The organism is Chengkuizengella sediminis, from assembly GCF_010078385.1.
Taxonomy (GTDB): domain Bacteria; phylum Bacillota; class Bacilli; order Paenibacillales; family KCTC-33759; genus Chengkuizengella; species Chengkuizengella sediminis.
The window spans coordinates 159,266-182,343 of sequence record NZ_SIJC01000004.1; the positions used below are offsets into that span (position 1 = coordinate 159,266).

Below are 23,078 nucleotides of genomic sequence, written 5' to 3' on the forward strand. Positions count from 1 at the left end.
AAAAATCCTCCCTTATTTATCTGTATTACCTTTTTCATTTGATAATATCCTATTATATTGTACCTACTTTATATTACGGTTTTATTAAATGTTGGTTTCAATTATTTTTTGCTAGTTAAATTTTTCATCATTTCTTGAACATCTAGACCAGATACATCTTTGAGCATTTCAGGCGCTGTAGCCATTAGAGAAGTGACATAGTTGCTGACTCTAGCGGCACCTTCTCCATTTCCTGTATCTACTACAGTTAATTTGTCAATGCCTTTTAATGGTTCTGCAACCTTACCTGCTAATTCAGGAAGCATCTTCACAATGATATCAAGCACTGCTGCTTCACCAAACTTTTCAAATGCTTCTGCTAGTTTCTCTTTCGCTTCCGCTTCTGCAAGACCTTGCAAACGAGTAACCTCAGCTGTTGCTGTACCCTTCGCTTTCTCAGCTTCAGCAATCGCGATACCGTCTAAACGTTTATTCTCTGCGTTTGCTTTTGCTTCTGCTTCGATTCGATATTGTAACGCATCCGCTTCTCTTAATCGTTTAGCTTTGTCAGCTTCTGCAGCCTGCTCTACTGCATATCTATCCGCATCCGCTTTCTTCTTCACTTCTGCATCATACTGCTTCTCTCTTCTTAAAATCTCTTTTTCTTCGATATCGATGGCTCTCTCTTTTTTGACAATCTCAACTTGCATTTGTTCTTCAACAACTTGTTGTCTGGAACGTGCTTCTTGAATATTGTAGGACTGATCTGCTTCTGCTTTTGCCATATCTTGATCCTTTTTAAAGGAAGCAACTTTCAACTCTTTTTCTTTCGTAGCTTCTGCAACATTCGTATCTCTAAGTAACTCTGCTTTTTGACCTTCTTCATCTGCTTGTGCTTTTTGAATTCTAGAATCACGAATCGCATCCGCTTCTGCAATTTCTGCATCTCTTTTTACCGCAGCGATTCTTGGTTTACCTAAGGCATCCAAGTATCCATGTTGATCTCTTAAGTCTTTAATCGTAAAGGAAACAATCGAAAGTCCCATTTTTTTCAAATCACGGGCAGCAACTCCCTGCACCTCTTGTGCAAATCGATCACGGTTTTTATATACTTCTTCTACGGTCATTGTACCTAAAATCGCACGTAAATGTCCTTCCAAAACTTCCTGTGCTTCTGATTGTAAATCCTCTTTGGATTTACCCATAAATTGTTCCGCAGCCGTTGCAATATCTTCTACCGAACTTCCTACTTTAATAATCGCCACACCGTCCGCCATAACTGGAACCCCTTGCTCAGTGTACACTTCAGGAGTTGAAATATCTAATTTGTGTGACATTAAGGAAAGGAAATCTGACTTTTGGAAAATAGGGAGAATAAATGCCCCTCCACCACGTACAATTTTAATTTTTCGACCAGACTCATCTGTAATTGTATTTCCGCTTCCTAACATAGAACCTGTCACAACCATCGCTTCGTCCGAGCTCACTGTTTTATACCTTGCCCAAAATGCTAATCCTAATAAAATAATAACACCAATAACAACAACGGGAATTACTAAATATGGTGGTATATCCATTATAAATCCTCCTCTAAGTAAAATAAATTGATTTCTGTGTCTTTTTTCATGAATCAAAATTTGAGACATAAAGGGTGCTGTCCTTCACTTCAATAACAACTATCTTTGTACCTTCTTTGATGACTTCGCCATCATAACTTGCAGCAATTTCATTAATTTGACTTGCACCGATCTTAATTAAAACCTCTCCATATCCATTCTTTGGAATGGTTATTGTTACTTCTCCTATTTTCCCAACATAGTCTTGTATAGAATGGGAAATGGAGTTCTCTGTATTTTTCATAGGTTTAACATAAAGGAAGTAGACCAAAATTGACATCAGTATGGCAGCACATACCGATAATATAATAATAGCTGGCATATGTAGGGACGTATATTGTGTAAGTAAAATCCCCGATCCTCCAAATATCGTTAGCCCTCCAACAAGTGTAACTGGTTCAAGAAAATCTAAACCATCCACAGATAAAAAATCAAATATACCATCCATAAAACTACCAATGATATCTCCAAATACAACGGTCACTAGTGTAAATAAAACTCCAAATATGAAACAGCCCCAGAATATCTCAATCATTTCAATTCACCCCTTTCTAGATTAACAATATGCTATAAAAATCAACTACTAGTAATACGTCACACGTGTCACAAAAGTTTCAAATTATTTCATACTTCTCCATTTTTCTCGGTCAAGCTCCTAAAATCTCTCTTTCATTATACACTCGTTTGTAAAAATATAATTTTAAATACGTTACAAATTTCTTAAAAGTTTCAAAACCATGCTATTATTGCAAAGCACCAAAAAAAACCGTCCATGGCAGGACAGGTTAGATTTGATCCTATCATATTCTTCACTTATGAATTTAACAATATTTTAGTTTACAAATTCAATATCTCTTTAATTTCATCTTCTGATAAACCTGAAAGCATTGTTTCCCCTGGTTGGATGACCTTCTCGATTAGTTCCTTTTTCTTTTGTTGGAGTTCCACAATTTTTTCTTCGATTGTCCCTTGAGTGATCAAACGATTCACTTGAACAACATTTTTCTGACCGATGCGATAAGCACGATCGACGGCCTGTTCATCTACTGCAGGATTCCACCATAAGTCATATAAAATGACAGTGTCAGCACCCGTTAGATTTAACCCTGTTCCCCCTGCTTTTAAAGACACAAGAAAAATTTCTTTTTCTCCTTGGTTGAATCTTTCCGTCATTTTAATTCTTTCCAGCTTATCTGTTTTTCCATCCAAATAAAAATAGTCTGCTTGTTTTTGGTCTAGTTCCTCGCGAATGATTTTTAACATACTCGTAAATTGAGAGAAAATGAGGATTCGATGTCCTCCCTCAATTCCTTCATTCACAATTTCTAATAATTGTTCAAGTTTACCAGATGAACCTTCATAATTATCTATAAATAAACTCGGATGACAGCACAGTTGTCTAAGCCTAGTAATACCAGCTAATATCTTCATTCGGTTTTGCTGTAATTCACCTTTGCGCAAAGCTTCTCTCGTTTCCTGTTGTATTTTATCTAAATAACCGAGATATAATTTTTTCTGTTCTGTTGTTAACTCCGATACCTGCAGTGTTTCGATTTTGTCAGGTAATTCCTTTAATACGTCCTTTTTCATTCGCCTTAAAATAAATGGTTTTACGATTCGAGAAATTTTCTCATGAGACATTTTTGTAAAAGCTTGTTTCCCATGAAATAGACCTGGTAAAATCACTTGAAAGATAGACCACAATTCATCCAGCGAATTTTCAATTGGAGTTCCACTGAGTGCAAATCGTCTTGCCGCTCTTAACTTTCTCACGGCTTGGGAAGTTTGAGTTTGGATGTTTTTAATATTTTGTGCTTCATCCAAAATCAGAATTCTAAAATTTTGCTCTTGATACATTTCAATATCCCTTCTAATCAAAGGGTAAGATGTAACAAGTACATCTATGTTGGATAAATCGTTCATCATATCCAAACGTGTTTGTTTATCTCCAGCCACAACCTCCACATTTATATTTGGAGCAAACCTCTGAAATTCATTTTTCCAGTTATATATTAAAGAAGCAGGTGAAACAATCAGGGTCGGTTCTGTAATCTCTTCGTTGTTTTCCTTGTCAGATAATATATAAGAGATGCTTTGTATCGTTTTTCCTAACCCCATGTCATCAGCCAATATTCCACCAAAATGATAATGTTCTAACATTTTCAGCCATTGAAAACCAAACACTTGATAGTCCCGAAGCGTATCTTTCAAGCTTTCTGGTGGTTCAAACTCTAAGTTGTCAGGGTGTTTGATATGGTCTAAAAGTTGACGGAAATTTCTCCCGATTTTCACTGTAGATTTATTTTGATTGATAATCTCTTCCACTTGTAATCCACGCATCGTATTTGTTTGAATGGTTAACCCGTCAATATCTGATTGTTGTACCTCAAGTTCATCAAAGAGCTGTCTTATCCCTTTAAAATCTTCATGCTCTAAGGAAACAAAACTACCATCCGTTAAACGAACATATTTTTTCTTTTCAACTACCGATTGTAATATCTGATAAACTTCTTCACTATCAATACCGTCCATTTCAAATTTCACTTCAAATAAGTTTGTGGAAGGATTAATATCCATATTTGTTTTAGGCACAAAGTTTTCATCTGGTAACATTTCTTTTGCCGCAGAGGAGATATAGATTTCAGCCATTTTTTCTATTTTAGGTAAATCTTCATATAAAAACTGGAACATGTCATATTCATCTTCAATATACAGTTTCTCTCCGTTCCATTTAAATGGAGTGCTTTCAATAAGAGACATCACTTCATTTTCTTTTTCAACATTTCTCATTAAAATAAGATCCTGCTCTTTATTAGAAATCACCCTTTGCAACGGGTCAATCACAATATCTCCATAATGATATTCTAATGAAGAAGATAACGAATCGTTTTCTTTATCCACCCTCAGCTTCACTTTTAGTGGTGGGTTAATCAGTTGATCTGAAATATGATCTGCTATTTCTACCTTTCCAATTTTATTTAAGTTAGGTACTACATTAGAAATCACACCTTCAATTTGTTCTCTGTTAATTAACAATTGGGATTGTGATCGGAATTCCTTTTTTAAATCCAATAACATTTGAAATTGTGTTTTATTCACCTGATAAAACGTTCCCTCTTGAAAAATATATCCATACGATTCAAGGAAAACAACGGAATCAAAACCTTTTAATTTCAATAAAAAATCAGAGGTGTTAAATTTATCAAGTTGAAAGAAAAATGGAGGTACTTCATTCACAATTTGAATGTGAACATGTTTATCCCATCCACTTTCGACATTTGTGTTTCTGTTTATTAATTTACTTAATAGTTCATCTGAACGATGGGGGGGAATTCTAAGAAATCGATCACGATTGGATGCATTAATCACATAGGAGTAGGGAGATGATTCACCATAAAACACTTCATTCTCCATGATCTCTCCAAGAATTTTGAAAATTTCTAAATCCTCTTGTTCAAGTTGAGATTCGCTTGGATCATATGTAAATTTTTTTGTGAAAATATATGGTTTATTATTAGATAGAGCGGTAAGAAACTCTCTCATATTACGTACGATATACGAGTGGTTGATTCCGACTTTTAATTCCACGGCTAATAGAGATCCAGAATCGATGGAATCCATGATGTTACAAGTATATTCCACCCTCATTAACTCTTTTTCACTCTGGTATTCTTGTTCATTATTGATATGATATTTTTCAAATAATTGAATCATTCGATCCGTTGCAACCTGATCTCTTTTTGGAATAGAAGGGGGACTATAGTTATTGACTCCATTTTGTTTTTGCTCATAATATTTTAATAATTGGCCACTGGTTTCCAATTCATTTATTTTTAATAAGGTAGCAATGATATGTTTGCAATAATTATAATACCCATTGTGAGCTGGGCAATCACACTGAACATGTAAATCTTTAGAATGATCATCCATTTGAACACGTACATCATACTTATGGTTTCCTTCTACAAGAGCCTCACATAAAGTTTCTCTACTTATAAAGTTTAATTTCGTCACATAACCATTTTTCCAATAGGAATAACCACGATTGAAAACGGTCATATCATCAGCTAGATCCTGAATTTCTTCTACTGTTAAACCAAATAAAATCCCATTCATTTAAATATCATCCTATTAAATAATTTTTAGTCATGCAAATTATGTTTCGTTCTTTTTACATCATTCCTATTCTTTCCATTCTAAAGGTACAAAAACCTTCATGCAAGAAAATTTATATATACCCCAAAAAGTGACGTGAAGCTTTGAAAGTTATTATTTTCATTTACATTTAAAAAGGCTCCGTATAGTTGGAGCCTATTTAAACCATTGACATATTCAGGTTACTTGCAAACTTAAAATTTTAAGTATTGTCTTTGAAAAACATTTCATAGGCTAAGTCGGTTTGAATTTTTGCCTCTGGTTCTGTTAACTTACGAACTAAATCCATTTCCACTTTCGTTACTTCTTCACCTTGGAAGGTGATTTCTGCGATAGAAGCAGTAATTTTCACAATCGCTACAGCTTCGTTATTCGGTGTATAAGCTATCGCTTTTTGACCCGTCGGATACACTCGAAAACCTTTTTTAACCATTGCCGTTTTTCCGTATTCTAATAAGTCATGCAGTTCTTGTTCAGATTTAAATTTACACACTGAATTAAATTCTGATTGAAACCCCATATATCCTCACTCCTCTTATACCCACAAAAGTAATGAGATGACTTTGATGTTTATTGGAAAAGCTGCTCCGAATATTATTCCACATCAAATCCATACTGTAGGTTTTGTTTATCATTATATCTAAGAATGGCCAAATCGATCAAACGATCTAATAATTCCTGATATGGAACTCCTGTATGTTTCCATAATAAAGGAAACATGCTAAATGGTGTAAATCCTGGCATCGTGTTAATTTCATTAATGAATACTTTGTTATCTGTTTTATCTATAAAAAAATCTACACGAGACAGACCCGTTCCTTCAATGGACTGAAAAGCTTTAATCGCTAATTTTTGTATAAGTTCTGCAGTATCTGAATCTACTTCTGCTGGAATGGTCATGACAGACTCTCCATCTACGTACTTTGCTTTATAGTCGTAAAAATCATTTGAGGACATGATTTCTCCTAATACAGAAACCTCTGGTTCTTCATTACCGATCACACCTACTTCAATCTCACGAGCTTCTATAAATTCTTCAACAATAACCTTATGATCGTATTTAAAAGCTTCTTGAATCGCTTCAATTAATTGTTCCCGGTCATTTGCTTTGGAAATACCTACACTAGAACCTAAATTAGCTGGTTTTACAAAACAAGGATACCCGATGGCAACCTCTAAATCCATAAGGTAATAGGACTGATCCTTTTTCCATTGATGTTTCGTAAAATAACGATAAATACATTGTGGCAGTCCTTCATGAGCAAAAATCTTTTTCATCACTGTTTTATCCATACCCATTGCTGAGGATAAAACCCCAGCACCTACATATGGAGTATTAGCCATTTCAAACAACCCTTGAATCGTACCATCTTCACCGTTAGTACCGTGTAATAATGGAAAAATAACATCAACTGCATTCGTACTTTTGGAATCCTCATTAGAATGAAATTCAAATATACCATTCAGTTGCTGTGGGGTTGAAAGTGAAGGCATTGATGATATCACTGCTTTATCAGATTGTAGTTCTGCATCCTCTTTGTCAGCTTCTAATAATAATTGCTTTTTACTATCAACAGGAGCATTTAAATAGAGTCCTTTTCTCCAACTTCCCTTTTCTGTGATATATATAGGTAAAACATCATATTTTGAAAAGTCAAATGATTGAAGTACTGCAAATGCCGTTTCTAAGGAAACTGCATGTTCACCAGATTTCCCGCCATATATTAAACCAACTCTTATTTTCTCCCCCATTAAGTCGTCCTCCAAGTAAATAATATTTTCAGAACGAAGACCGATTAAATTCACATCACTTCCATGTGAAAACATCTGCATCAGTTCATTCACGAACTGGCAATTTCTTTGTTTTTAGTTTTAAAGAGTGTCGAAAATATGACAAAAGCTATACTTTGTTTTTTCAGACCACGCATATGAATCTTTATAGTCCCAATATCTATGTTTGCTATTTACGGTTCTTGCATTGACAAGTGGCAGTCCATTATCATCTTTCTCTGTTACTATGGCGCTATGTTGAAATTTTGAATCTCCATCCCAATCATAAAATATTATGTCACCAATCTGTAATTGTTTTGGATCTTCCACTGTTTGAGCTCGAAGTCCGGTCGTATTAGATAATAAATAATTTTTCAAGCATTGAGATACGGTCCAACTAAAACTCCAACCATCTTTTTCTCGATCTGAATTATACCACCATCCTACCGTCCTATTCTTAGTATAATTCATTGAAGCACCACCTGCATAGATACATTGTGAAACAAAATTAGTACAATCATCATTAAACGCACGAAAATCTGGATTGGGATTTTCCCACCATACATCAGCATATTCTTTCACTTTTGATCGTTGGTAACGAAAACTTTTCTTTGAAGATCTATTAAATATTTGTTCATTAAAAAATGGTGCTGAATTGTTATGATATTGAAATGAGCTGACTTGGTTTTTTATATGAGGATTTATTGAAGTTACAGGTGGGTTTTTACAATACTTACGTTCAGGAACAGGAATATCAATTTGCTCAATCAACCACTTTCCTTTTTGTTTCCTAAGGATAATTCGTTGTTGTTCTATCCTTTCCTCTTCAATCCTTTTGTAGTTACCTTCATATGAAAAAAATCGTTTAAGTAGAATGTCCACTTCCGTGTGATCATATCCACTTTGTAATTTGAGGATTTTCATTCTTGTTTCGTTTTTTTGTAAGTTCAATTTTCTATCCTGAATCCTATATAATCTTTTCTGTTGCATATCCTTGTATTGTTCGTCCAATAATAGAGGAAGTAACGGATCAATAGAACATTGACTTTCAAATTGGTTATACATTCTTACATATTCATTTAATGTTGTTTTCCAATGTGAACTCATAAGTGTCCCTCCATCACATTGTTTTATAAAGGTTTTTCAAAAAGTCCCTTTTTAATCACGAAGCAAATCATGTAGGTGAATCGACATCGAATCTTGCACGAAACTTTGAAGTCCGGTGCTCATGTAACATTTTCTACACTCCGCTCCTCCTTCTACAATTTCGTACAACCTTCTCGGTGCTAAAAAATGAACTTTTTGAACACTAACTTAATTCTGGGCATTTTTTGAACTGAAGATCGGTTATAACTTCAGACATCCAGCGCTGTATATACTATATGTTTTTATAGCTTATCACATGAAAAAAATCTTTACGTCTTGCTATTAAAACGCTATACTTAAATTAAAGATATTTTTGAAATTAAGTTTCATTAGATGAAACCAAGAACATTTAAGGAGGAAATTTGATGTCTAACAAAGATCAATTTAACGTTCGCGCACAGCTAACGGTAGGAGATAAGTCATATACTTATTATTCTTTACCTGAGTTAGATAAAGCGAATGTAGGAAATATTGCAACGCTCCCATTTTCCATTAAAGTACTATTAGAAGCAGCGGTCCGTAAGTTTGACGGTCGTGCGATTACAGAAGGGCATGTAAACCAAATTGCTAGCTGGGCTGAAAATAAAGGACAAAACAAACAGGAAATTCCTTTTGTACCTGCAAGAATCGTTCTTCAAGATTTCACTGGTGTACCTGTAGTTGTTGATTTAGCAGCGATGCGTGATACAGTTGCAAAAGCTGGTGGAGATCCAGACAAAATCAACCCACTTGCTCCAGTAGATTTAGTTATCGATCACTCTGTTATGGTCGATGCTTTCGGTTCTGAAAATGCATTAGAGTACAATATGAATGTAGAATTTGAACGTAACGAAGAAAGATACCGTTTCTTACGTTGGGCGCAAACTGCATTTGATAATTTCCGTGCAGTACCACCTGCAACTGGAATTGTTCACCAGGTGAACCTTGAGTACTTAGCATCCGTTGCAGCTACGAAAGAAGTTAATGGGGTAACAGAAGTATTCCCTGACTCCCTAGTAGGTACAGATTCACATACTACGATGATCAACGGTTTAGGTGTTGTTGGTTATGGTGTAGGTGGAATTGAAGCTGAAGCAGGAATGCTTGGACAGCCATTATACTCAGTGACTCCTGATGTAATCGGATTCAAGTTAACTGGAAGTTTAGCAGAAGGCGCTACGGCAACTGACCTTGCTCTTACCATTACAGAAACACTTCGTAAAAAAGGTGTTGTAGGTAAATTCGTTGAGTTTTATGGTTCTGGATTAAGCAACATTAGCTTAGCTGACCGTGCTACAGTAGCAAATATGGCTCCTGAGTATGGTGCAACGGTTGGTTTCTTCCCAGTAGATAATGAAACATTGAACTATCTAAGAGGAACTGGACGTAGCGAAGAGCAAATCGCACTTGTTGAGCAGTATTATAAAGCACAAGGATTATTCCGTACGGATGATACTCCAGATCCTGTATTTACAGATACAATTGAATTAGATATATCTACTGTGGTCCCAAGTCTTTCTGGACCTAAACGTCCACAGGATCGCGTAGAACTAACAGATATGAAACAAAAGTTTAATGAAGTTGTTCGTAAACCGATTGACCAAGGCGGTTTAGGTATTTCTGAAGACAAAATTAAAGATTCTGTAGAAGTAAAACATCCGAATGGAGATACTACTACTTTAACTACTGGTTCTGTTGTTATTGCTGCGATAACAAGCTGTACAAATACTTCTAATCCAAGTGTTATGCTTGGTGCTGGTTTATTAGCTAAAAAAGCAGTTGAAAAAGGTTTAAAAGTACCTGCATATGTAAAAACAAGTTTAGCTCCTGGGTCTCTAGTTGTTACAGAGTATCTTAAAAAAGCAAACTTACTTAACTCTTTAGAGGATCTTGGATTCTACGTAGCAGGATACGGTTGTACTACTTGTATTGGTAACAGTGGTCCACTTCCTGATGAAGTTTCAAAAGCAATCGCTGATAATGACTTAACGGTATGTTCTGTATTAAGTGGGAACCGTAACTTTGAAGGACGTGTTCATGCTCAGGTGAAAGCAAACTATCTTGCATCACCTCCATTGGTTGTTGCGTATGCCCTAGCAGGTACAACTGATATTGACTTAACTACAGAACCAATTGGATATGATGAAAATAACAAAGCAGTATACTTAAAAGACATTTGGCCTTCTAATCAAGAAGTAATGGATACTGTCAATCAGGCAATGAGTCCTGACTTATTCCGTGATAAATATAAAGATGTATTCCGTGCGAACCAACGTTGGAATGATATTCCTGTTCCAGAGGGTAAATTATATGAGTGGGATGAAAAATCTACTTATATTCAAAATCCACCATTCTTTGAAGGTTTAACTCCTGAGGTTGGTGACATCGCAAATATTAATAATGCAAAAACATTAGCACTAATGGCAGATTCAGTTACTACAGACCATATCTCCCCTGCTGGAAATATTGCTGTAGGCAGTCCAGGAGAAAAATATTTAACAGATAACGGTGTAGAACGCAAAGATTTCAACTCTTATGGTTCTAGACGTGGAAATCATGAAGTGATGATGCGTGGTACTTTTGCAAACATTCGTATCCGTAACCAGCTTGCTCCTGGTACAGAGGGTGGAGTAACAACTTACTTGCCAACAAATGAAGTGATGCCAATTTATGATGCAGCCATGAAATATAAAGATACGGGTACCCCACTTGTAGTATTTGCTGGAAAAGAATACGGTACTGGAAGTTCTCGTGACTGGGCTGCAAAAGGTAGTAGCTTGTTAGGCGTTCATGCAGTAGTTGCTGAAAGCTTTGAAAGAATCCATCGCAGTAACTTAGTCGGCATGGGGGTATTACCACTTCAATTTGAAGCAGGTCAAAGCTGGAAGTCCCTTGGAATTACAGGAAAAGAAACGTTCAACTTCGTTGGTTTAAACAATGATGTAAAACCAGGGCAAATCATTAAAGTTGAAGCGACTCGTGAAGATGGTACGAAGTTTGAATTCAACACGATTAGTCGTTTAGACAGTATGGTTGATGTAGATTATTACCGTAACGGTGGAATTCTACAAACTGTACTTCGTCAATTGATGAACTAATATTCAATACCCTTGCAACCATAATTTAAAAGTGCAATTAGTTTAAATAACAAACGTCCTAAGAGATTACATCAATTAGGGCGTTTTTTACTTTATAAACGTAAGGAGAAATGAAAAAATGACCTTCAAAACAACAGATTTATGTGATGAATATGCAAAGGAATTATCAATATGCCAAACTGAATTTCGCTCATTTGGTAAGAAGCAATCTTTTTTTGGCCCGATTGCTACAGTAGAGATACTTGAAGATAATGTATTACTTGAAGAGGCGCTGAACACCATTCCTGAAGGGTCAGTTTTAGTAGTGGATGGTGGTGGATCAAAAAAATGTGCATTAATGGGTGACCGTTTAGGTGAAATTGGTGTATCTAGACGACTTAGCGGTATTATTATTAACGGATGTGTACGTGATTCAGTAGAATTATCTAAGCTAGACTTCGGTATTAGGGCACTTAGCACAAACCCCTTAAAAAGTAAAAAAGAAGGTAAGGGAAAAACCAATGTGGTAGTCAAATTTGGTGAAGTGACTTGGGTACCTGGAGAATACGTTTATGTTGATGAGGATGGCATCGTTGTAGCTCCTAGAGAGCTTTCATAAAGGGCAACTCTTATAATTTAAAAATCCATATTAGTTTACTAAACGCCCTAGTGATATTTACATCAACTAAGGCGTTTTTTATATAAATTGGAAATTATTTATTTTTGACTTTTATTTAAAGCTTGATCTAAATCATGGATTAAATCATCAATAAACTCTGTACCAATAGACAATCGAATCATTCCAGAAGTTACCCCTGCAGATAATAAATCATCACCTGTTAGTTGGGCGTGAGTCGTACTTGCTGGATGAATAATTAAAGATTTACAATCTCCAATATTGGCTAGATGTGAGAAAAGCTCTACAGAATTAATTAATTTTTTCCCTGCTTCAAGCCCGCCTTTCACTTCAAAATTCATCACAGCCCCCTGTCCATCAGGTAAATATTTCTTTACTAGATGATGTGTAGGATGACTTTCCAAACCTACAAAACTAACAGTTTCAACGAATTCGTGATTCTCTAAAAATCTTGCAATCTTCATCGCATTTTCACTATGTCTTTCCATACGTAAATGTAGTGTTTCTAATCCTTGCATAAGTAAGAAGGAATTAAATGGTGAAATTGACGCCCCCATATCTCTCATCAATTGAGCACGTGCTTTAACGATATATGCAATAGAACCTACAGCCTCTGTATATCTAACACCATTGTAACTTGGATCTGGTTCAGTTAATCCTGGGAACTTTCCACTAGCTTTCCAATCAAAGGTACCACCATCAACAATAATCCCACCCATTGAAGTACCATGACCACCAATAAATTTCGTAGCTGAATGTACAACAATGTCTGCACCATGTTCGATCGGACGTAATAAATAAGGGCTAGGGATCGTATTATCAACAATGAAAGGAATGTTATGTTCATGAGCAATTTTTGCAACTGCTTCTATGTCTAATAAATCACCTCTAGGATTTCCTAAAGCTTCTGCATATAAAGCTTTTGTTTTATCCGTAATAGCTCTACGGAAGTTTTCTGGATCATTAGGATCAATTAACTTAACGTCAATACCGAGCCTAGGTAAAGCTGTTGAAAACAAATTATAAGTCCCACCATACAAACTTGAACCAGATACGATTTCATCCCCCGCACCCGCAATATTAAAGATAGAATAAGTGACTGCAGATAAACCAGAAGAAGTTGCTAAAGCTGCTTGACCGCCTTCTAATGCGGCTACTCTTTTCTCAAAAGCATCTGAAGTTGGATTCGTCAATCGAGTGTAAATATTCCCAAATTCCTCTAATGCAAATAGTTTTGCAGCATGTTCCGTATCTTTAAATCCATACGCAGCTGTCTGATAAATTGGAAGAGCAGATGACATTGTTGTTGGATCAATCTCTTGACCTGCATGTACTGATAAAGTTTCTAAACCTAACTTACGTTCCTCAGACATAAATTGTCCCCCCATGATTTCCAAAAATATGTACTCAGCAAATTCAATAAATACATTTATATCCAATAGATATAAAATAATTTATCAACTTATATATTATACTATATGTTACATATATTCAATAGGGAGGAGTAACTGAATATTGAAGCTTTACTCTGCTATGCAACAAAAAAATTTCACAAATTTTACATAAAAATGTAAGCGTTTTTATTGTTAATTTTAATAGATTTAGGAATTAACTGACTAAAAATCTAAAAACCCGTGGAGTGAAAGCGTATATGTTAAAGCTGGGGCTATTAGTATGAAAAGAGAGAATAGGGAAACATCACCGAATCATTTTCCCCATTCGATCTGCAGTTTCGATCATGAGCCCAGCATGCTCTTTCATATTTTCTAATGTTAGACGATTTACTGGACCTGAAACGGATAAAGCAGCTACCAAATGATGCGATCGATTAAAAATCGGGATGGAAACAGCTGCAACACCAGACTCCCTTTCCTCAATACTTGTGGCATATCCAACCTTTCGAATTTCTGCCATTTGATCTTTATAAGCAGAGATGTCTATGAGTTCCGTCCATTCATTAATCATGTTTTCTTGTATGTCCGTGTCAGCAAATGCAATTAATATTTTACTAGATGCACCTACATACAATGGTAATCGAGCACCAATAGGAGCAACTCTTCTAATTGAATGTTTACTTTGCACTGCTTGTATACGAATTCTTTCGTTACCATCACGAATGTACAAACTAATGGTTTCACCTAAAATATCTCTTAATCGCTCCATCTCAGGTAAAAGAATCGTCGCTGGATCATCAGATTGTGATAAGTTTGCAGACAACTCCCATATCCGAAAACCTAGTCTATACTTTTCAGTAACAGAATCACGAATCACAAACCCTTTCACTTCTAAGGAAGCTAATAAACGAAAAACGGTACTTTTATGTAATCCTGTTTTTTCTGCTATTTCCGTCAAACCCAAATCTATTTCATCTGTAAAACATAACAAAATATCTAATGCTCGCTCAACTGCACGAACTGTTCCACTTTTTGTTTGTTCCAAAACCTACACCACCCTTGATATGTGTTTCACACGATGAAACTCTGTTACAATAATTATACCTCATTTAGTTCAAAAATAAAACTTATTTTGGGAAATTCCAGTCAATTTATACCTAATAACAACTGGGTGGTGGAAGTATGAATTTGTTCTTATGTTTGTTTTTTAACCGTAAAATTGTCTTCAAGCAATACCCAATTTTGTGGAAATGGATAACCTAAAACCCAGTAACTAATCCCTTTTAAATCATAATCCTTTACGGTATCGAATTTCGCTTGAGCACTACGGGCATCTTCAAACCATACCTCGTGCATTCTGCCTTGTTCATCTGTGTAACGATAATATGGCGACTGAGTTACAGCATCATATTTAATATCTGCTCCGTACTTTACAGCTCTTAATATAGCTTCCTGGCTACTAAATGTTTCTGCCACTTGTCCTTGTACATGAGGAAGCAACCAATCTCTTGCATAGATTTGAAACCCAAAGAATATTTTTTCTCTAGGTATAACTGTGACTGCGTAATCGAGAACACGTTTAATTTGATTTATTGGTGAGATAGCTTGTGGAGGTCCAAGTCTGTAACCCCATTCATATGTCATTAATATGACATAGTCAGCAATTCTACCATGTGCTTCATAATCATACGCATCATTTCTAGAACTTACTTTTGGGATTAAAGCACTTGAAACAAAATAACCTTCTGGATGTAAGCGATCTACAACAAGTTGAAGAAATTGATTATAAGGCTCGCGGTCTTCTGGGAGGACATTTTCTAAATTTACATTTAAACCTTGATACCCTTTCTCTTTCATAATCGTTAAAATGTTAGATATCAATTCCTCTTGAATTTCTTGATTATTTAAAACATCATGTGCAAGATCTGACCCTGGATCTGTTGCAGTAAAATTCGTAATCGACATCATCGGTATTACATTTTCTTCAAAGCTAGTCTCAATGGCCTGAGAATCCTCAATCTGTTGAAGACTCCCATCTTCTTTCATCGCGTAGGCAGAAGGGGTTAAAGAAGTTAAATATTTTCCAACTTCTTTTACGATTGGGATTGCCTCATCCCCTAGTTTATAAATATATGCATTCACATCAATAACAGGTTTTTCTTTTCGGGGGATGATTAACATCATACCTGGGTATATAAGATATGGAGGTTTCATATCGTTTACACTTATCAATGTTTGTAATGAGATCCCATAATTCTGGGCAATTTTCCACAACGTATCTCCTGGTCTAACATAATATCGTGGTGCTGGAATATACAACCTCCCCCCTGGAAAAATATTTACAGGATCAGTAATTTGATTTGCCTGAACTATCGCTTGAACTGATGTCCCATAATTTTGAGCAATTTTCCATAATGTTTCTCCTGGTTTAACTATGTGAATAAAATCTTCAGTTGGAATCACTATCGATTGACCGATTACTAATTTATTTGGATCTGGTAATTTATTTATTTCTATTATTTTTGACATCGGCACTCGATAAGATTGTGCAACTTGCCAAAGTGTTTCGCCTGGGTTTATCGTATGAATAAGCATAAAGTACCCTCCTTTTTTCTATATAAGTATTCAAAATAACCTTGAGAAATGACGTTAATATATACAGAGTGAGGTGAACCTTATTTTAACAATCCAATATTATTTCATAGTTTCCTATTGTTAAGCATAGTATTTTACATACAACCTTTTCATTAAAAAGGCTGTTCATCGTGATTTAGTGAACAAGCTCTTTTCTATTTTATAGGGGGAAAACTTTATGCTTAAAGTATATGGAAGCTTAATGCCATTACGAATCTTAGAGGAAATTCGTTTTTGGAAAATGCAAGAAAAAGAACATACCGTTGTTATACGTGAACTTGCTCCTGATTTAGAGGAACAGTATGTCAAACTACTTCAAGAATGGGAAATCGTTTTTGCTAAGATGGAAAGTACAGCTCAACAGTGGATTGAATCTATTATTCGATCACAAAATCAAAACCATGAATTAAAACAAATGCAGCAATTTATAGACAGCAGCATTACACAATCACAGCAATTCATTAAACAGTTATATCAAATGATGGAACAAAGTGAAGTGATTAAAAACAATCAAACGCTCAATACGGTCATGTTACACATTATTCGCGAATCTGACTATTTCTTAGGCGTACTTAATGGTTATCTACTAGCTCCAAATGACCCTCAAGAAAATACGAATGAATCAGTTAGAATCTCAACAAACTCTTCAGACGAAGAAGGTGTGATGACAGAAAAGCCAGTTCCTATTGGAAAACATACCCTTCCTCCTCTACCTTATTCTTATGATGCATTAGAACCATATATAGATGAAGATACAATGAAAATCCACCATGATAAACATCATTTAGCTTATGTAAATGGGTTAAACAATGCTGAAATACAATTAGAAAAAGCTAGACAATCAGATGATTTCTCGTTAATTAAACATTGGGAACGAGAATTAGCTTTTAATGGGGCAGGTCATTATCTGCATACAATTTTTTGGAATATCATGTCCCCTGATGGTGGTGGTGATGCTACTGGGGCTATTAGTGGACAAATCACGAAAGATTTTGGCAGCTTTGACGAATTCAAAAAACAATTTACTGCAGCAGCTAATAATGTAGAAGGTGGGGGTTGGGCCATTTTAGTTTGGAGCCCAAGAAGTCATCGATTAGAAATTTTACAAGCAGAAAAACACCAAAATCTATCACAATGGGATGTTATCCCATTGCTTGTATTAGATGTTTGGGAACATGCTTATTACTTGAAATACATGAACAATCGTCCAGATTATGTTGAGGCATGGTGGAATGTAGTGAATTGGGAACATGTGAATGAACGATTTTCTCATGCTAGAAGATTGAAATGGGTGACATACTGAAAATTTATTACTATGACAAAGCCTTACGAACACTTAATATATATTTGGACTGATCCAAGGGGTTAATCCCTCTTCTCTCTCTAGTAGCCAAAACCCCTTCTGGACATTCCTGATAGCCTTGAAAATAGGTTGTGATCGTCCCTTTTCCTTTTGTTAATGAAGCTAGTTCAATGGAATATTCCATCGAAGTAGACAAAGGTATAATTCCTTCCACAATCATTCGATCTTCTTGCTGATTCGGTGAATCAAATGTTGCTCTCATCTGAGACAGATCATGAAGAATCTTTCCACCAAACTGTTCAGGTACAGATATTCTAAAGTTCAACATCGGTTCCAACAACTTCGTACCCGTTTGATCCAATCCATTCATAATTCCCATTGGTGTAGCGACAGCAAAATCCAAAGGGTGTGTATGAACAACATGATGCTCTCCTTCTATTAATGTGATTTTTAAATCTACTACATTCCATCCGTATAACCCTTGTTCCAATGCTTCAGGAATTCTCCGAGCCACCTCATTCTGATAACGTTCTAACAATTCTTCTTTTCGTACAACAGAATGATAAGTCACCCCACTCCCTCTCTCGCCTGGTTCAATTTTAAATCGCAATACTGCCCAACAAGGTTTTGGCATCGTATAACGAATAAGACCTGCCCCTATTTGTTTTGGTGTCTCCTTGTAAATCACAGACGGCTGTCCAAATTTCACATTTAACTGAAACCGGCTTTTCATTAAACTTGTAAGGATCTCAAGCTGTATTTTCCCCATCACTTTAATATGAAGTTCTCTATCCTCTTGATGCCACTGTAAATCTAATAGTGGGTCCTCATCAGACAATTCTTGTAATGCTTTAACAACAGCCGGATATTCCTCTTCTTGTTCCCATTCTACTTTCACTGTTAAGAGTGGTACTGCCATGTGAGGGTGTTCAGGAACAGCTTCAGCGCTACCTAGTATATCTCCAATTTTCACATGACTCATACCACTGAGTACTGCAATATCTCCAGCGTGAAGTTCTCCCAAATCTTCACTTTTATTTCCTTGGATTTTTCGAATCTGGGTTACCTTCTCTTCAACACCTTGGGTAACATTATAAATAGAATCCCGATTTTGAATACTACCTTGATACAACCGGACATAAGCCAGTCTTCCTAACTTTTTGTCTCTATCGATTTTAAATACAATTCCAGATAAAGGAGCATCCTTTAATCCTCCTGGATGAGGAAGATACTCAATCATGGCATCCATAAGCTCCTGAATCCCGATTCCTTTATTTGAAGCACCAAATAATACGGGAAATATTTTCCCATTTTTTGATAATAAAGATAAATTCTCCATAAGCTGTTGGTTTGATATAAGTTTCCCTTCCAAATATTGATTTAAAATCGAATCATCGTGTTCTGAAACGACTTCTACAATTTGATCATATAGAGGTTGTTCATCAAAAGAATGTTCTACACCTTGAGTGTTTTGAATCGGAACAGCAGCTGTAGATAGTTCATGATGAATATTCTCAATCACTCGATCAGGATCAGCCCCTATCCGATCTATTTTGTTTATATAAATCAAAGTTGGAATGTTAAGCTTACGAAGAGCTTGCCAAATGACTTCTGTTTGAGGTTGAACACCTTCAACTGCGGATATGATAAGTATGGCCCCGTCCATGACTCGTAAGCTTCGCTCCACCTCTGACAAAAAATCAACATGACCTGGAGTATCCACAATATTAATAGCCGTATCTCTCCATATTAATTCTGTTGTTGCTGCAAGCACAGAAATACCACGTTCTCGTTCAACATCCAACCAATCCGTCTGTGCTGTCCCTGTATCAACACTTCCAAGGGAGCGAATTTGCCCCCCCTTAAATAACATTTGTTCTGTTGTCGTTGTTTTTCCAGCATCAATATGAGCAAATATACCAATATTTCTTCTATTCAGTAAGTTTAACAAACCTGAATCACCTATTCTATGAGTCTTTACAATGATATTATTAATTCATATTGTATCATACCGCTACCTTATTCACTGTCTCCTGTTTGATACGTATTAATGTAAGTAATCGTATAGTTCTAAAATGACACTATTGGAACATCCATATCCATTTCACTCACGAGCTGATTCACTATGTGTAATAACTTAAAATCATCCCATCTCTTCCCTACACATTGTACTCCTAAGGGCATATTATCTTTATTTAATCCAATAGGCATGGTTACAACTGGATTAGTTAATACATTAAATAAATTTGTATAAGCTCCAGTTGCTTGCCAATAGTTCATGGGTTTACCATCTACATACACAGGGTTTTTATAAATCGGTTGATGTCCTATTAGTTTATCTTTTTTAATATGTGGAAAAGCTGCCGTAACACTGACTGGCAAAATAAACATTTCATATGAATCCATAAACATATCAAATGATGAAATAAGATTCTCCCTCTGTGTTAAAATTTTCATATAATTTTTAAAGGTAAGAGGCATTAATTTACTAGAAGTTGGATATTTCTTTTGAAGGTTTCTTGTAAAGATATGTTCAATTCCCCTTAAAATTGATGGTTTGCCTGAATTCAACTCCGCATCAATCATTTTCCCCCATGTTTCCCAAACTTTGTTTGTACTCTCTGGAAACTGCTCTATTTTTACAGTTTGAATACCGAGCGATTTTAGCTTTTCTACGAATCTATAAATATGATCTTTAACTTCCTTAGCAACAGGAACATCTGAAAGCTGATCCATCCAAGCTATTTTTAAATGATTTAAATTTAACTTATCTGGTTTGTTGTTGTTTAGAGGGGGCACTTTCATATCATTTGGATCTGAACCCGTTATTGTGGAAAAAGCTAAAATTAAATCATCAATAGACCTTGCCAAAGGACCATAACAAGCGAGGTGTCTTGATGAGCGGTATTCTGGAGGTTTTGACTTATAAGGCATTGGAAAATGTCCAAATGCTGGTACTGCGTGTTCTGTTGGCTTCAAACTATATACACCACAATAATGAGCAGGTATTCTTAATGAGCCACCTATATCGCTTCCTATATCTAAGTAACTAAAACAAGAAGCAACTGCTGCCGCTCCACCACCACTACTCCCTCCAGGTGTACGATTCAGATCCCAAGGATTATTTGTTCTTCCATAAATCTCATTATCCGTTTGTAAATCCATCAATAGTGGTGGTACATTTGTTTTACCTACAATGATTGCTCCAGCTTCCTTTAAACGACGTACAATGGTAGCATCAAAATCAGTAGTATACTCTTTGAATGGGGTAAAACCACTTGTTGTTTTCATACCTTTGATTGCATACGATTCTTTGAATGTAATGGGAACACCATGAAGTGGTCCTTGAACTAAACCCTTTTTAAGTTCCTCATCCGCTCTTTTTGCATCCATTAAAACTTGATCTAAATCCTTATTCACAACTGCATTTACTTTTGAATCATGTGTTTGAATCCTTTGGATTAATGCTTTAGTCACCTGCTCTGAAGTCAACTCTCCGTTTCGAATTAATTTCGCAATTTTTGTAGCCGAATAAAACAAAAAATCATCTTGTTTCATGTTCATCTCTCCCTTCATATTTAAGATACAGGGGGAAAGATATAAAAACTTGATGATTAGTGCTAAACTCTCTGAACAGGTATACATATTTGAATCACTGGATCTCTACTATCTCCAAAAGAACGATATCTCTCAAAATCATAAGAACTACTTACAACATACTTTGACTTTGATAACCATACCCCATAGATATATTCATAAGATAAAGGTAAGTCTTTAGTTGATCCTTTATGTGAAAAAACAATGTACTTACTATTAGGCAAACTCACATCCTTTAAATCTTGATCATTTTTGTTATCTAAATAAACGGACTCTACTGCTGCAAGATAGGTGAAGTCGATCTCTATACCAAAAGAATCTGGATATTGTATGACTCCAAAGGCATTAAAATTCCTTTCATCCTTTGTGGTTATGTTCCCGCGTAGTTTTGACCAGCTTGTTAAAATAGCTTCTCTTGAACCATTTGCAGCCTGATAACCTTTAAGTAACAAATTTTCAAATGTTACTTCCTCTATATCTTCTAATAAATTCAAGTTTTTATTTTTAAGATATTGAATATTGATTGGTTTTTTATAAACAAATTCAGTTGTCATTCCACTTTTTCTAAATTGGTATGGACTCATATTAAATCTTCTTTTAAAAGCCCTTGTAAAAACTTCATGAGAGTCGTATACGAATTCAAAAGCAATATCTATTATACTTGTATCATCACTCATTAATTTTTTTGCTGCTTCAGTTAATCGTCGATTCATAATATATTTACCCACAGTTTCCCCAACCACTTGATGAAATAGTCTTTGAAAGTGAAACTTGGAATAACCACTTTGTTTACTAATTTGTTCAATTGTTATTTTATTTGTTAAATTATTTTCAATGAAGTTGATTGTTTTTGAGAGGTTTTCAATATAGTCCACAATTCTACCTCTTTTTCTTCAAAAAATAAATCTATCAATATCCATTTTGGATTCAACCCATTATAAAAATAGTTACTAATTCTAGCAAATAGAAAGTAAAAGATAAATAAATTACCCAATAATATAATTAAATAAATAAATTTATCTAACAAATATTTAAAAATATAAACCAAGCCCTTCAATTTATGTAGTATCTTGTTAAAATTAAAAATAAAAAGTTCAATAATTGAAATGATTGTTTAAAATAACTTTGTTTATATCTTAACAAAAAAACACCAGCTCATGAACTGGTGTTTTAAAATCGTTTATCGCATTTATTAATCTTTTAAAAGAGAGAGACATTCAGCTCTTGATGCTGGGTCTTTTAAAAATGCGCCACGCATAGCAGAGGTGATAGTTTTACTACCATACTTTTTCACACCTCTAGAACACATACATAAATGTTCTCCTTCTACAATAACCATAACCGCTTGAGGGTTTAAAACCTCAACCATAATATCTGCAACTTCTGATGTTATACGTTCTTGTACCTGTAACTTACGTGTAACAGCATCCACTAATCGAGCAAATTTACTAAGTCCAGCAATTTTTCCATTTGGAATGTAACCAATATGGATTTTTCCGAAAAACGGTGCCATATGGTGCTCACATTGACTGTAATACACAATATCTTTAACTATGACTAACTCCTCATGATCTTCATCAAAGGTTACGTCTAAGATTTTCCGGGGATCAACGTTGTAACCTGAGAAAATTTCTTCATACATACGTGTTACGCGAGCAGGAGTATCTAACAATCCTTCTCGTTCTACGTCCTCCCCAATAAGTTTCAAGATTTCTCTGATATGATTTTCTACGACTTCTCTATTATCACTTATTAGGTCATTTTTATATTCTTTAAAACCTGCCATGATAA

The 23,078-nt window shown here is 35.3% G+C and carries 16 protein-coding genes; 3 read left to right on the top strand and 13 right to left on the bottom strand.

The annotated features are described in order from the left end of the window. Positions 1–101: 101 nt before the first annotated feature. The 6 genes from EPK97_RS10110 to EPK97_RS10135 form a co-directional block, all read right to left on the bottom strand. A complete protein-coding gene (locus EPK97_RS10110; protein WP_162036500.1) occupies positions 102–1,556 on the bottom strand; it encodes a flotillin family protein in 1,455 nt (484 codons plus the stop codon). A gap of 46 nt (positions 1,557–1,602) precedes the next feature. Then, complete coding sequence (locus EPK97_RS10115) at positions 1,603–2,130, bottom strand: NfeD family protein (RefSeq protein WP_162036501.1); 528 nt, start codon at positions 2,128–2,130, stop codon at positions 1,603–1,605. 302 nt (positions 2,131–2,432) lie between these two features. Continuing rightward, a complete protein-coding gene (locus tag EPK97_RS10120; RefSeq protein WP_162036502.1) occupies positions 2,433–5,711 on the bottom strand; it encodes a DEAD/DEAH box helicase in 3,279 nt (1,092 codons plus the stop codon). Positions 5,712–5,952: 241 nt separating this feature from the next. Beyond that, positions 5,953–6,270 (bottom strand): hypothetical protein, encoded by a 318-nt coding sequence (locus tag EPK97_RS10125; protein ID WP_162036503.1) that lies wholly within the window; start codon positions 6,268–6,270, stop codon positions 5,953–5,955. Between the two features lie 74 nt (positions 6,271–6,344). Next, positions 6,345–7,502: a D-alanine--D-alanine ligase gene (locus tag EPK97_RS10130; RefSeq protein WP_162036504.1), complete on the bottom strand. Its 1,158-nt coding sequence runs from the start codon at positions 7,500–7,502 to the stop codon at positions 6,345–6,347. A 120-nt stretch (positions 7,503–7,622) separates the two neighbouring features. Next, the gene (locus tag EPK97_RS10135; protein WP_162036505.1) at positions 7,623–8,627 is read right to left on the bottom strand and encodes an amidase domain-containing protein; all 1,005 of its coding nucleotides are present in this window, start codon (positions 8,625–8,627) and stop codon (positions 7,623–7,625) included. A 404-nt stretch (positions 8,628–9,031) separates the two neighbouring features. On the opposite strand from EPK97_RS10135, the gene acnA reads away from it, so the two are divergent. Together acnA and rraA are read left to right on the top strand one after the other, a co-directional pair. Then, positions 9,032–11,743 (top strand): aconitate hydratase AcnA, encoded by a 2,712-nt coding sequence (gene acnA, locus EPK97_RS10140; protein ID WP_162036506.1) that lies wholly within the window; start codon positions 9,032–9,034, stop codon positions 11,741–11,743. Positions 11,744–11,861: 118 nt separating this feature from the next. Beyond that, on the top strand, positions 11,862–12,341 hold the full coding sequence (rraA, locus tag EPK97_RS10145; protein ID WP_162036507.1) for a ribonuclease E activity regulator RraA: 480 nt from the start codon (positions 11,862–11,864) through the stop codon (positions 12,339–12,341). A gap of 98 nt (positions 12,342–12,439) precedes the next feature. Here the strand turns inward: rraA and EPK97_RS10150 are convergent, their stop codons facing one another. The 3 genes from EPK97_RS10150 to EPK97_RS10160 all read right to left on the bottom strand — a co-directional run bounded on the left by EPK97_RS10150 (position 12,440) and on the right by EPK97_RS10160 (position 16,348). Then, complete coding sequence (locus EPK97_RS10150) at positions 12,440–13,732, bottom strand: homocysteine synthase (RefSeq protein WP_162036508.1); 1,293 nt, start codon at positions 13,730–13,732, stop codon at positions 12,440–12,442. Between the two features lie 325 nt (positions 13,733–14,057). Beyond that, entirely contained in the window at positions 14,058–14,798 is a 741-nt protein-coding gene (locus tag EPK97_RS10155) for an IclR family transcriptional regulator (RefSeq protein ID WP_162036509.1), read from the bottom strand. 149 nt (positions 14,799–14,947) lie between these two features. Continuing rightward, positions 14,948–16,348, bottom strand: a complete 1,401-nt coding sequence (locus EPK97_RS10160) for a glycoside hydrolase family 18 protein (protein ID WP_162036510.1) — start codon at positions 16,346–16,348, stop codon at positions 14,948–14,950. A 217-nt stretch (positions 16,349–16,565) separates the two neighbouring features. On the opposite strand from EPK97_RS10160, the gene EPK97_RS10165 reads away from it, so the two are divergent. Continuing rightward, a complete protein-coding gene (locus EPK97_RS10165; RefSeq protein WP_162036511.1) occupies positions 16,566–17,690 on the top strand; it encodes a Fe-Mn family superoxide dismutase in 1,125 nt (374 codons plus the stop codon). 10 nt (positions 17,691–17,700) lie between these two features. Here the strand turns inward: EPK97_RS10165 and EPK97_RS10170 are convergent, their stop codons facing one another. The 4 genes from EPK97_RS10170 to folE all read right to left on the bottom strand — a co-directional run bounded on the left by EPK97_RS10170 (position 17,701) and on the right by folE (position 23,073). Next, complete coding sequence (locus EPK97_RS10170; protein ID WP_162036512.1) at positions 17,701–19,641, bottom strand: GTP-binding protein; 1,941 nt, start codon at positions 19,639–19,641, stop codon at positions 17,701–17,703. Between the two features lie 119 nt (positions 19,642–19,760). Beyond that, the gene (locus tag EPK97_RS10175; RefSeq protein ID WP_162036513.1) at positions 19,761–21,248 is read right to left on the bottom strand and encodes an amidase; all 1,488 of its coding nucleotides are present in this window, start codon (positions 21,246–21,248) and stop codon (positions 19,761–19,763) included. Positions 21,249–21,310: 62 nt separating this feature from the next. Then, the gene (locus EPK97_RS22395) at positions 21,311–22,162 is read right to left on the bottom strand and encodes a helix-turn-helix domain-containing protein (RefSeq protein WP_162036514.1); all 852 of its coding nucleotides are present in this window, start codon (positions 22,160–22,162) and stop codon (positions 21,311–21,313) included. A 317-nt stretch (positions 22,163–22,479) separates the two neighbouring features. Beyond that, on the bottom strand, positions 22,480–23,073 hold the full coding sequence (gene folE / locus EPK97_RS10185) for a GTP cyclohydrolase I FolE (RefSeq protein ID WP_162036515.1): 594 nt from the start codon (positions 23,071–23,073) through the stop codon (positions 22,480–22,482). Between the last annotated feature and the right edge of the window lie 5 nt (positions 23,074–23,078).

Excerpts from the sequence above, each read along its gene's own strand:
- EPK97_RS10135 (WP_162036505.1), bottom strand. The coding sequence starts at position 8,627 with ATGAGTTCACATTGGAAAACAACATTAAATGAATATGTAAGAATGTAT.
- rraA (WP_162036507.1), top strand. The coding sequence starts at position 11,862 with ATGACCTTCAAAACAACAGATTTATGTGATGAATATGCAAAGGAATTA.
- EPK97_RS10165 (WP_162036511.1), top strand. The coding sequence starts at position 16,566 with ATGCTTAAAGTATATGGAAGCTTAATGCCATTACGAATCTTAGAGGAA.
- EPK97_RS10110 (WP_162036500.1), bottom strand. The coding sequence starts at position 1,556 with ATGGATATACCACCATATTTAGTAATTCCCGTTGTTGTTATTGGTGTT.
- EPK97_RS10150 (WP_162036508.1), bottom strand. The coding sequence starts at position 13,732 with ATGTCTGAGGAACGTAAGTTAGGTTTAGAAACTTTATCAGTACATGCA.
- acnA (WP_162036506.1), top strand. The coding sequence starts at position 9,032 with ATGTCTAACAAAGATCAATTTAACGTTCGCGCACAGCTAACGGTAGGA.
- EPK97_RS10160 (WP_162036510.1), bottom strand. The coding sequence starts at position 16,348 with ATGCTTATTCATACGATAAACCCAGGCGAAACACTTTGGCAAGTTGCA.
- folE (WP_162036515.1), bottom strand. The coding sequence starts at position 23,073 with ATGGCAGGTTTTAAAGAATATAAAAATGACCTAATAAGTGATAATAGA.
- EPK97_RS10130 (WP_162036504.1), bottom strand. The coding sequence starts at position 7,502 with ATGGGGGAGAAAATAAGAGTTGGTTTAATATATGGCGGGAAATCTGGT.
- EPK97_RS10175 (WP_162036513.1), bottom strand. The coding sequence starts at position 21,248 with ATGAAACAAGATGATTTTTTGTTTTATTCGGCTACAAAAATTGCGAAA.
- EPK97_RS10125 (WP_162036503.1), bottom strand. The coding sequence starts at position 6,270 with ATGGGGTTTCAATCAGAATTTAATTCAGTGTGTAAATTTAAATCTGAA.
- EPK97_RS10115 (WP_162036501.1), bottom strand. The coding sequence starts at position 2,130 with ATGATTGAGATATTCTGGGGCTGTTTCATATTTGGAGTTTTATTTACA.
- EPK97_RS10120 (WP_162036502.1), bottom strand. The coding sequence starts at position 5,711 with ATGAATGGGATTTTATTTGGTTTAACAGTAGAAGAAATTCAGGATCTA.